The organism is Pseudomonas sp. S2_H01, assembly GCF_054668305.1.
In genome coordinates this window covers 1,965,426-1,977,286 of sequence record NZ_CP162756.1, presented here as the reverse complement: position 1 = coordinate 1,977,286, position 11,861 = coordinate 1,965,426, and the positions used below count along the sequence as shown (strand labels likewise).

Here is an 11,861-nt window from a genome sequence, read left to right as displayed (position 1 = left end):
TTTACTCGTTTAACGACAAGCTTGCCGCAGTTTACCGGGCAGGCAAACGTCTGTATATGTATAGACAATTTCACGCAAGGGGTGCGAAGCCATGTCCGTTTTCTTTGCCGAACGAGCGTTATTGCCCGCAGGCTGGGCCAATAATGTGCGTTTTGAGGTCAGCGCCGAGGGTGTTTTGACTCACGTCCAGGCCGATGCCGAGTGTCATGGCGCTGAACGGATCAACGGTCCTGTGGTGCCGGGCATGCCTAATCTGCATTCCCATGCCTTTCAGCGCGCGATGGCCGGTCTTGCGGAAGTGGCGGGCAACCCGAACGACAGCTTCTGGACCTGGCGTGACCTGATGTATCGCCTCGTCGGGCAGATCAGTCCGGAGCAACTGGGCGTCATCGCGCGTCAGTTGTACATCGAGATGCTCAAGGGCGGTTTTACCTCGGTGGCGGAGTTTCATTACGTTCACCAGGATACCAGCGGCAAGCCGTACGCGAACCCGGCGGAGTTGGCGTTGCAGGTCAGTCAGGCCGCCGCTTCTGTCGGCATTGGCATGACGCTCTTGCCCGTGCTGTACACGCATTCCGGGTTTGGCGGGCTGGCCCCCAACGAAGGCCAGCGTCGCTTCATCAACAGCACGGACCGCTACCTCGATCTGCAATCACGCTTGAAACCTCTCATCGATGCACAACCGGCGCAGGCGCTGGGTCTGTGTTTCCACTCGCTGCGCGCGGTCACGCCGCAACAGATCAGCGATGTGCTGGCGGCCAGCAACACGCAGTGCCCGGTTCATATCCATATTGCCGAACAGCAAAAAGAAGTCGACGACTGCCTGGCCTGGAGCGGGCGTCGCCCGTTGCAATGGCTGTACGACAATGTGGCGGTCGATGAGCGCTGGTGCCTGGTGCACGCGACCCATGCCGAAGCCGATGAAGTCGCCTCGATGGCCAAAAGCGGTGCAGTGGCCGGCTTGTGCCTGACGACTGAAGCCAACCTGGGCGACGGTATCTTCCCGGCTGTCGATTACATCGCTCAGGGCGGACGCTGGGGCATTGGATCGGACAGCCATGTTTCGTTGAGTGTGGTTGAGGAGCTGCGTTGGCTGGAATATGGCCAGCGTTTGCGCGATCAACGTCGTAACCGTCTGTATCGACCGGATCAGCCAATGGTAGGTCGCACGCTGTATGACGCTGCGCTGGTGGGCGGGGCTCAGGCGATGGGGCAGCCGACGGGGGCGCTGGAAGTGGGCAAGCGCGCGGATTGGTTGGTCCTCGATGGCAACGATCCATACCTGGCCACTGCTTCGGGTGACGCGATCCTCAACCGCTGGCTGTTCGCGGGCAGTGCCCGGCAGATACAGGACGTGATGGTCAATGGTCGCTGGGTAATCCGCGAAGGTCGGCACGCCGATGAAGCCGAGAGCAGCCGAGCGTTTGCGCAGGTATTGCGGGAGTTGTTGGGCTGAGTCGCTGGCTTGCGGAAGGTGAATGCCTGTAGGAGCGCGCTTGGTCTGGGCCGCATCCGGACGCTTGCGGTGGGTCATCTGACATTTTCGCCACTGACCCACCGCGTTCGCTGACCTCGTAACCTCGGACGTCTCCTACAGGGATGAGGGCGTCAGAGGCAAGTGCGTCAGGCATCGTATGGGTGGCTGGCTTGCTGGCGAAAACGTCAAATCAGGCACATGGATCCTGACTGACACACCGCAATCGCGCTCCTACACGGAAGCGACGCTATTCAGCCACCTTGGCGATCTTCGAATCCTCCACCCGCCAGATCAACCGGGTGGTGTCATAGCCCTGCTGTTGGGCCTTCATCAGCAGGTCATTGCGGGTCTTGTCATCGACATGCGCCGTACGCGACAGCAGCCACAGGTACTTGCGGTTCGGGTTGCCGACAATTGCCAGCTTGTAATCGTCGCTGACGTCGAGCACCCAGTAATTGCCTTTCGCGACGCCGGGCAGCAGCCTTGAGAACCAGTTATCGAACACGACCCAGAGCTTGTCGGTCTTGCCCTCGACCTGAGGCGACGCGGTGCCCGTGGCTTCCTCCCACTTGCCTTCCATCGTTCGGCAGCGGTTGGTCACGGCAATGTTGCCGTCAGGTTTGAGCGCGTAGTGCGCCTCGGATTGCGCGCAGTTGCGCTGAAAAAACATCGGCAGGCGCGCCAGTTCGTACCACGTGCCCTGATAACGTTTGAGGTCAACATGGCCTTCAGTTCTTGGCGCCATCGACTCTCCGGGTGTCGACGCGCACGCTGTCAGCCACAACGTTGCCATCGCCAATGCACCTGCGCGGATCATGCGTGAGATAGTCATTTGAGCCCCTGACCCGAATACAGTACGACTTTGTCAGCGGCGTATTGAACGCTGATGAACGTCTTTTGATCGCCCCAGGTGCAGCTCGCCATCCCCAATGCGCCCGAGCACTCGGTCGGGCTGCCGAGCAACTGCTCGATTTCGGCCTTGGACATGCCCGCCGATATTTTCGAATAGTTTTCCTGATTGATCTTGCTGCAGGCGGCCAGCAGCACGCAGAACGACAGCAACATGAGAGAGCGCAAAGACATGGGTGAAGCTCCTGAACCGAGAGGGGGCGACGTCGCAGTGGTACGCCTTGGGCGCACTCACTGGCGTGATGCCGAAAGCTTAGAAGAGAAAAGGGTGGATCTGGTTCCGTGAGAGGAATAACAAGGTTTGGAACGCATGCATTCCCTCTGTGGGAGCGAATTCATTCGCGATGCGGTAGGGCATTCAACACAGGTGCATCGGCTGTAGCGGCCAATCGCGAATGAATTCGCTCCCACGGTGGGTTTGTGTCGTCATCAAAACCGCGACCCACGCTCCTTCAGAAACGCCACTTCTTCAGCCGTGGGCTCACGCCCCAGCACCTCATTGCGATGCGGAAAGCGGCCAAACCGTTCGATCACCCCGCGGTGCTTCTTCGCGTAATTCAGCGTCTGGGTGAAGTAGTCGCGGTCGGTCGCGGGCAGTAACAGGAGAAGGTCGGCGAAGCGGCGGATGGCTTCGTCCTGAGCGTCCAGTTGCTCGGTGTGTTCGAGCACCAGATAGATAAAGGTGCGTTGTATCGGCGTCAGCGCCAGATCGCGCTCGAGCTTCAGACCATGTTTGACCAGCGCCTGAGCACGGCTGTCGCCTGCATAAGACTTGGGTGTATCGCGATAAATCATGCGCGGCAGTTGATCGAACAACAACACCAGCGCCAGCCAGCCCTGCGGGGTTTCCGTCCATGCGGACAGCTCACCCTTGAGTGCCAGCTCGACCAGTCCACCGAAGCGGTGCAACGCGTCGGTGTCCTGGGACTTCTTCTTGCCGAACCAGAGCTTGTTTTTTGCCTTGGCGATGTCGGCGGGTGATTCGGCAGAACCGAACCACCAGTCCAACAGCGGCAGCCAAGGCGCGCTCATGATGGCTTACTCTTTGTGGTACGAGGTCGCGCGTTCAACTTCTTCTTTCGAACCCAGGAACACCGCTACGCGCTGGTGCAGGCCTTCGGGCTGAATGTCGAGAATGCGTTGATGGCCGTCGGTGGACGCGCCGCCCGCCTGTTCCACCAGGAACGACATCGGGTTGGCTTCGTACATCAGACGCAGTTTGCCCGGCTTGGACGGCTCGCGAGCGTCGCGCGGGTACATGAACAGGCCGCCACGGGTCAGGATGCGGTGTACGTCGGCAACCATCGCCGCGACCCAGCGCATGTTGTAGTTCTTTTTCAGCGGGCCTTCTTCGCCAGCCAGCAGTTCTTCGACGTAGCGCTTGACCGGAGCTTCCCAGTGGCGCTGGTTGGACATGTTGACGGCAAATTCCTGAGTGGACTCTGGAATCTTGATGTCTTCATGGCTCAGCACGAAGCTGCCCATCTCGCGGTCCAGGGTGAAGCCTTTGACGCCGTCGCCCAGTGTCAGTACCAGCATGGTCTGCGGGCCGTAGATCGCGTAACCGGCGGCCACCTGTTGGGTGCCCGGCTGCAGGAAGGCTTTTTCGTTCAGGGCTTCGTTTTGGCTCAGGTATTCGTTAGGGCAACGCAATACCGAGAAGATGGTGCCGACCGGGGCGTTGATGTCGATGTTCGACGAACCGTCGAGCGGGTCGAACACCAGCAGGTAGGCGCCCTTCGGGTATTTGCCCGGAATCTGGTAGGCGTTGTCCATTTCTTCCGACGCCATGCCAGCCAGGTGACCGCCCCATTCGTTGGCTTCGAGCAGGATTTCGTTGGACATCACGTCCAGCTTCTTCTGCACTTCACCTTGAACGTTTTCAGTACCCATGCTGCCCAGCACGCCACCCAGGGCGCCTTTGGATACTGCGTGGCTGATTTCCTTGCACGCACGCGCCACCACTTCGATAAGGAAGCGCAGATCGGCAGGAGTGTTGTTGCTGCGGGTCTGCTCAATCAGATAGCGACTCAGGGTAACGCGGGACATGGAGAGCTCCGAAGAAGGGGATAAAAAACGCGCACAGTTTAACGCGTGTAACGACTTAATACTGCCTGTCAGACCGACTTGGTAGTGATTGAGTTCACGGGCTACAGAATCGTAAACGCTCCACAGTGACAAGACGGTGTACATCTTCTGCGTTTTTCGAGGTGCGGGATCGGTTCAGCCAGCGGGACAACACCGATCATTATTTAAGCCGGGATGCGCGGAGCGTGCCAATCGCCATCCAGCCCAGAAAAATCACACCGAGCACCAGTACACCCCACAGCCCTATGCGTTTCCAGTCAGGCCCCGCCGCCAGCGGCGCCGCAGCCGTGGGGACCGAGACGGGCGTTACCGAAAGCTTTGCGCTGCCCAGCGCCGCAAGCTTCTCGGGCGTCACCCCCGGCACCAGGGTCGACAAGGGCAAGTTGGCGCCCTTTAGCGTCGCGTTGCCAATGGCGAGGCTGTAAGGCGGGGCGCCACGGGCGAGGAACACCAACTGCGTGGCGCGTACCGCGAAGCTTAGCGTGGGTGCGTCGTTGCCCAGACCGCCGCCTCGATCGTCGACCTCCACCTTCAATTGCTGCACGACATTGCCCGGCAGCTCCATCTCGTCCTGCACCACGTCCTGACCATTCTGGGTCAGCCGATAGAGCAGGCCGCTGTCGATCAGTTGCCACGGCGCGGTGTTGTCGCGGCGTCCATACAGGGTCGCAGGCGCAAGACTGTTGGGCTGCGCGATGGCGACTTTCATGCGCTCGAGCGGCAGGGCGACCGGCAATTGCCAGACATACACGCCCGGCTTCTCGACGCTGCCGTTGATGCTCGGCGACCAACTGAGCGGCATGACACCGGGGCGCGTGCTGATCAGTTGCGCGGACGTGAGCGTCGGGGCGGTTTGTGGCGTGGTCCACAACAGACGCAGGTAACGGGCATTACGCCCCGGCAACGTCACGACGCGCTGCTCGACCAACTCGTCGGCAAACGACAGCCGCGCCACTTGGCCTTCGCCCCAGCGCCTCCAGTGCTGAAGGTCGTCGCTGGCCTCGATGCTGAACCGCTGGAAGCCTTCGCGTTCGGTGCTCCAGTCGAGCACGAGTCGGTCCAGCGGCCCGTGGATGGCGCTGGTGTCGAGTAACCAGCCCCGAAGGATTTCTTCACCGGCCTCGATTTCGCCCTGAGGCAGCACCTCCACCAGCGTGCCCGTGGTCGTGCGCTCGACCCGAATCTTTGGCTCGGCGTCCTTGGCGTCATCGCTGTTGTAGAGCGCAAACCACTTCACCGCGACCGGCGTCTGGTCTTCTTCACGCGCAGGCTGACTGAACGTCAGCGCGTAGGGTTGGGCCTGGCCATCAGCATTGAATACCCGCACATCATTGAGGTTGCTTTGACGTGCATTCAGCTGCAGCGCCAACGGCAGTTCGAGCCGATACCACGGGCCGTCGCCGCTGAGGGTGAGCGGCGTATGGTGAGTGAAGTCGTCGGGGAGATCTTCAGCCTGAACCTGGGCGTGTGCCAGCGGCGCCGCGGACAGCAATACACTGAGCACGGCGCTCGTGATGAAGGACAGACGAATCAACGGCGGGCTCCTGGGCATCATTGCGGTGCCGAATCCGGAGGTGCAGCGTCGGTTGAAGACGGACTGCGTGCAGGGCTTTTCGGCGGTAATGGTGCGAAATATCCCACTACGAGCAACAGAATGCCAACGCCGATAAACGACACGATGCGCTCAAGCCCGCCCCGGTTGCTCAGCTCGACGAAGAATAATTTGGCGACCACGACGCCGATCAACACCGCGCCGACGATCCACATGTCGCGGCGTGCGCGCAGGTGACCGCCGATCATCAGCGTCAGCGCCATCAAGGTCCAGACGATGGAAAGGCCCGCCTGTACGCGCATGGATTCAAGCAGCGCGTCGGTGTGCCAGGCAACGCCCGCCCAGTGATGGGCGCCGCGCATGACCATGGCGGTGACCAACGCGAAGATCGACGCGCCTGCAATGATCAGTGCGACCTTGCGCGCATGCGCTGCGCTGACCCCCAACTTCGGGAGTTGCGTGCGGGTCCAGTTGAAAATGGCGGCGAGGGAGATGAGCAACCCAAGCTCAAGCGGGTTGATCAACGGGATGTACGGCAGTGGGTCGGCGTTGCCATCGCTGAACACGTTGGCCAGCCAGAACCACACCAGCATCAGCAGTGCGAGCGGCGCGGCGGCCCAGACCCGGTATTCGCGGGGGTATGCACCGACCGGCCAAGGCCAGTTGCGTGGAGCGGTCATGGCCAACAGGTACAGGCTTGGCAGCAGTGCCCAGCCTAGCCAGCGCCAAGCGTTGTACGACTCCGACAGCACCAGCAATCCATAACGCAGTTCAAGGGAGAGCACGCTGATCATCAACCAGCAGCCCACGACATGCGCGGCGCTGCGCAGGCGCGGGAGCAACAGGCGGTCGAGACGTTTCAGAGACAGGAAATGGGCGACGAACACTGCGAGCCAGCCCAGCCACCCGCCATCGTCCGCCGGGTTGAAATACGGATTGAACAGCATCAAGCCCAGAAGCACAGCACTGGCCGGGGTCAGTAAAACGCAGAGCTGAGCCAGTCCGGCCCATTTCAGACGCAGCGAGACGACAGTCCACATACCCACGCTGACAGCGCCGAGCAGTAGCAGCGTTGGCACTTCCCGCTCGCCGGTAACGTAATAGGTGCTGACGCACAGCGCAATCGCCCACCACAACGCGCCCCAGATCAGCAATGACGGCTGCAGAAACCGCTCGCTGAACGCCAGGCGCAGGGTGCCAATCCGCTCGACCGTAAAGGCGCTGATCAACGCCGCCAGAGAAATGATCAAGGGCGTCCAGAAGTCTCCATGGTTGAAGCTCGGTGAGTACCAGCGCCCGACAACCCCCAGGAACGCAAACCCGGCCCCAAGCTGCAGCAGCACGCCAAAGAAACGCGCCAACAACCGGTTCTGTCGCATGCCGAGCCAGAACACAGCAGCGCCTTCGACGGCCCAGGCCACCGTGGTCCATTGCGCGCTCAGGCCCAGGGGAATCGCCAACGTGGCGAACACGACGCCCAGCGCCAGGCAGGTTTCCACCAACAGCAGCGCGCGCCCTGGCGCACGGCCCGCGAGCACCCGCGCGATACCCATATATAAGAGGCCCATGACCAGCGCGCTGAAAGCGGCGCCGAACTCAATGTGCTGGATGATTGCGTATTGCAGGCCAAACCCTGCGATGGGCGTGCCGAACAGCAGGCTGCCATCGACGTATTGGCTCTGCTTCGCCGACCCGCGCAACATCGCTTCCCGGCTGTCGCCTTCAGGGCCGGTACTGTGTGCCTGCAACGTGCGCCGGGCGAACAACAGCCCGATCGCCAGGTACATCAGGAAGAACAGAATCAGGAACGGTTCGGTGCTCCAGAAAAGCGCTGGCGTGTAGGCCTTCAAACCCCACGCGAAACCGATGCCGAAGGTGCCGACGAAGCCTATCAGGTTCAGCGGACGCCAGGCCTTGAACCACGCAATGGCAAAGATGCCCGCGTTGAGCAGTGCGAAATAACTGAACAGCGCAACATGGCTGCCTTCCCCGGTGGACGTCAGCAACGGCGCCGCGAAGCCGCCGAGCGCCGCCACGCAGGCCAGGGCCAGGGAGTTCTGCGTCAGCGCCAGGATCGCCGAGAACACGGTCACCGCGACCAGCAGTCCAAAGGCCATGCCGGGGGCCAGCAACGTGTGGACTTTCATGGCGGCGAACACCGTCAGGTACATCACCGCCACGCCCGTGCCTTGCAGCATCAATGCAAAAGACGCATTTCTCTGTCGCAGCCACCAGCCCAGACCCAGCAACACCAGTGCGGCACACGCGACGCCGGCGTAACGCGCTTCGATCGGCACAACCATTCCTTCGGTGGCGTAGCGCAACAGGAACGCCAGGCCGAGAAACAGCAACACCACGCCGACACGCAACACCGTATTGCCGCCCAATAGCCAGTCTTTGGCGCGCAGCAGCGTGCTGTCGAACACAGTGGGTTCGGCGCGAACGGGCGGTTTGGCGGCCGGGCGAACGGGTTGCGCGGCGTCGGGCGGTTTGCGCCATTCGGAGTCGCCGGGGAGGTCGGGCGCTGCCGGTTCCAGGTCCGGCAGGTCCCAGAGCAGTTCAGGTCCGGCGTCAGCGATGGGCTGAATGTCCAGCGGAGCGGGGGCGGGCGCATCCGGCATCTGCGCGGCGGCTGAATCGAGCTGATTCAGGCGTTGCTGGATCGCTTGCAAGTCTGATCGGGTTTTCGCCAGTTCAACCTTCTGCTCGGCCGCTTCGCGGGACACCGAGGACAGACGGAAGCTCAAGCCAAGTGCCAGGCCGATCGCTGCACCCACGGCGCCGCCTGTCAGCGACTCATCGAGCACCGCGCCGATAAACAGGCCAGCCAGCAAAAGAATCCATTGCACGCGACGACATCCCTTCTCGGCCGGCGACCGGCGATGGCGAGAAGTATATCGGGCGCAGGGGAAGAGGAAACAATTTGTGTCGGGTACTGGGGCTCCTACAGGTTATCTTTTGCGTTCGCGAACGTGGTGATCGACAGAGATTCTGTAGGAGCGAGGCTTGTCTCTGGGCCGCATCCCGCGATCGGCCGCGAAGCGGTCGTCAAATCGGTGAACGCGATATGTCAGGCGTACCGCATTCACCCAATGTGCTGTTGCTGCGCAACAGATCGTCCGGATGCGGCCCAGAGACAAGCCACGCTCCTACAGGTATCTGCGTCGTTCGCCGATGCAGGAATCGGCACCAGTCAATGTAGGAGCGCTTGCAGGCTATTAATCCAGCGCCTTCCAGATCTCGTTGGCGTACTCGCGAATGGTCCGGTCCGAGGAGAACCAGCCCATGCGCGCGGTGTTGAGCACCGCCGAGCGCCACCATTCTTTCGCGTCGTGCCAGCGTGCCTCCACTCTCGCTTGTGCCGCCCAGTACGACTCGAAGTCCGCACAGACGAAGAAGCGGTCGTAGTTGATCAACTGCTCGATCAGACCGACATAACGATACGGATCATCCGGCGAGAACACGCCGCCACGAATCGCCTGCAACACGTCGTTCAGGCGCGCGGACGATGCAATGTCGTTGTGGGCATTGAATTCACCGGCATGTTTGCGCGCTTCGACTTCTTGCGCAGTCATGCCGAAAATGAACATGTGCTCCAGCCCGACCTGCTCACTCATCTCCACGTTGGCGCCATCCAGGGTGCCGATGGTCAACGCGCCGTTAAGGCCGAACTTCATGTTACTGGTGCCCGAGGCCTCCAGGCCCGCTGTGGAAATCTGCTCCGACAGGTCGGCCGCCGGGATGATGCTTTCCGCCAGACTCACGTTGTAGTTGGGGATGAACACCACTTTCAGCCGACCGCGCAAGGTCGGGTCGTTGTTGACCGTCCGTGCGATGTCGTTGGCCAGCTTGATGATCAGTTTGGCCGAGTGATAACTGGCCGCGGCCTTGCCCGCGAAGATCTTCACGCGGGGCACCCAGTTGGTGCTCGGGTCGGCGCGCATGGCCTGATACAGCGCCACCGTGTGGAACAGGTTGAGCAACTGGCGTTTGTACTCGTGAATCCGTTTGACCTGCACGTCGAACATCGCTTCAGGGTTGAGGGTGATCCCCATGCGGTCCTGAATGATCGCCGCCAAAGCCTGCTTACTGTGCAACCGCTGCGCCGCGAACTCCTTCTGGAAGGAAGGCTTGTCGGCCAGCGGTTCCAGTTTCAGCAGCGCGGTTTCGTGATTGTCGAGCACCTGCTCGCCCAACTCCTTGACCAACATCGCCGTCAGCTTCGGGTTGGACTGGAACAACCAGCGGCGGAAGGTGATGCCGTTGGTTTTGTTGTTGATGCGCTCGGGATAGAGCTTGTGCAGTTGCGCGAAAACGGTCTTGCGCATCAGTTGAGTGTGCAGTGCCGATACGCCGTTGATGCTGTGTGAACCGATGAACGCCAGGTTACCCATGCGCACGCGGCGACCGTTCTCTTCCTCAATCAGAGAAACGGCGCGCAGCAGGCCGAACAAATCAGGGTCGTCTTTGTGCTTGACCCGCACGTCATCGATATGCTGCGCGTTGATCATGTAGATGATCTGCATGTGGCGCGGCAGCATCCGCTCCATCAGACCGACCGACCAGGTTTCCAGCGCTTCGGGCAGCAGGGTGTGGTTGGTGTAGGCCAGGGTGCCAACGGTGATGCGCCAGGCCTCGTCCCACTCCACGTCGTACAGGTCGATGAGGATGCGCATCAGCTCCGCCACGGCGATCGACGGGTGCGTGTCATTCATCTGGATGGCGGCGTGTTCCGGCAGGCTGTTGATGGTGTAACCCATGTTCTTGTGGCGGCGCAGCAGGTCTTGCAGCGAGGCCGACACAAAGAAGTATTCCTGGCGCAGACGCAGTTCCTGGCCGGCTTCGGTGCTGTCGTTCGGGTAAAGGACGCGCGAGATACTTTCGGCGCGGACAACCTCGGCCACGGCGCCGACGTGGTCACCGGCGTTGAAGCGTTCAAGGTGAAGGTCTTCCACGGCACGTGCACGCCACAAACGAAGGGTGTTCACGGCTTTGCCACGCCAGCCCACGACCGGCGTGTCATAGGCAATCGCCCGCACGGTTTCGCCTGCATGCCACACCTGACGGGTTTCACCCGAGGCGTCCAGCACGGGGTTTCCGGTCACATCAAGCACAGGCTGTACGCTGCCGCCGAAACCGATCTGGTAGATCACTTCGGGGCGTTCGAACTCCCACGGGTTACCGAAATCCAGCCAGTTTTCGGTCTGTTCCTGTTGCCAGCCGTCGACGATCGCCTGACGGAACAGGCCGTGCTCATAACGAATGCCATAGCCATGGCCGGCGATGCCCAGGGTCGACATGCTCTCCATGAAGCAGGCCGCCAGCCGGCCCAGACCGCCGTTGCCCAGTGCAGCATCGGGTTCCAGCGTGCGTATGTTGTCCAGATCGACATTCAAGCCCTTGAGGGCTTCGCGGGCAATTTCCATGATGCCCAGGTTGCTCAGGCTGTCGAACATCAGACGCCCGATCAGGAACTCGAGCGAGAGGTAATACACACGCTTCCTTTCCTGCTTATAGATGTAGCGCGTGTGGTTCATCCAGCGCTCTGCCATCTTGTCGCGAGTCGCCAGGGCGATGGCCATGAACCAGTCATGGTCGAATGCATGGGCGGCGTCCTTGCCTACGGCATACTCGAGTTTGTTCAGCACAGCTTCACGAAAGGCTGCCACTTCAGCGTCACGAACGTTGGGTTCCGGAGACATCGGGTACGACCTCAAGTTGGTTGGACGATTAAATGGGGTTGATTGACTGTAGGGCGTGTCATGGGTTATTTCCTGCCGACTGGATGAAATATCCCGTTGCACGACCCTCGGTTCGACTCAGACATCCCGCTCT

Annotated in this window: 8 protein-coding genes; 1 reads left to right on the top strand and 7 read right to left on the bottom strand. The window is 61.1% G+C overall.

What is annotated here, in order from left to right:
- Window positions 1–91 precede the first annotated feature (91 nt).
- Complete coding sequence (locus tag AB4N84_RS08645) at window positions 92–1,456, top strand: formimidoylglutamate deiminase (protein WP_460045986.1); 1,365 nt, start codon at window positions 92–94, stop codon at window positions 1,454–1,456.
- Window positions 1,457–1,724: 268 nt separating this feature from the next.
- On the opposite strand, the gene AB4N84_RS08640 is transcribed toward AB4N84_RS08645, so the two are convergent.
- From AB4N84_RS08640 to AB4N84_RS08610, 7 genes are all read right to left on the bottom strand, one after another.
- A complete protein-coding gene (locus tag AB4N84_RS08640; RefSeq protein ID WP_244165815.1) occupies window positions 1,725–2,270 on the bottom strand; it encodes a lipocalin family protein in 546 nt (181 codons plus the stop codon).
- A 35-nt stretch (window positions 2,271–2,305) separates the two neighbouring features.
- Window positions 2,306–2,560: an outer membrane protein assembly factor BamE gene (locus AB4N84_RS08635; RefSeq protein ID WP_346828728.1), complete on the bottom strand. Its 255-nt coding sequence runs from the start codon at window positions 2,558–2,560 to the stop codon at window positions 2,306–2,308.
- A 255-nt stretch (window positions 2,561–2,815) separates the two neighbouring features.
- Window positions 2,816–3,418: a DUF924 family protein gene (locus AB4N84_RS08630; RefSeq protein WP_460045985.1), complete on the bottom strand. Its 603-nt coding sequence runs from the start codon at window positions 3,416–3,418 to the stop codon at window positions 2,816–2,818.
- Between the two features lie 6 nt (window positions 3,419–3,424).
- Complete coding sequence (locus AB4N84_RS08625) at window positions 3,425–4,435, bottom strand: class 1 fructose-bisphosphatase (RefSeq protein WP_074751491.1); 1,011 nt, start codon at window positions 4,433–4,435, stop codon at window positions 3,425–3,427.
- A gap of 199 nt (window positions 4,436–4,634) precedes the next feature.
- Window positions 4,635–6,026 carry a DUF3999 domain-containing protein gene (locus tag AB4N84_RS08620; RefSeq protein WP_460046970.1) on the bottom strand — a complete coding sequence of 464 codons (1,392 nt, stop codon included), beginning with the start codon at window positions 6,024–6,026 and terminating at the stop codon, window positions 4,635–4,637.
- Window positions 6,026–8,875 (bottom strand): DUF2339 domain-containing protein, encoded by a 2,850-nt coding sequence (locus AB4N84_RS08615; protein WP_460045983.1) that lies wholly within the window; start codon window positions 8,873–8,875, stop codon window positions 6,026–6,028. Before AB4N84_RS08615 ends, AB4N84_RS08620 begins: the two co-directional genes overlap by 1 nt.
- 369 nt (window positions 8,876–9,244) lie before the next feature.
- A complete protein-coding gene (locus AB4N84_RS08610; RefSeq protein WP_460045981.1) occupies window positions 9,245–11,728 on the bottom strand; it encodes a glycogen/starch/alpha-glucan phosphorylase in 2,484 nt (827 codons plus the stop codon).
- Between the last annotated feature and the right edge of the window lie 133 nt (window positions 11,729–11,861).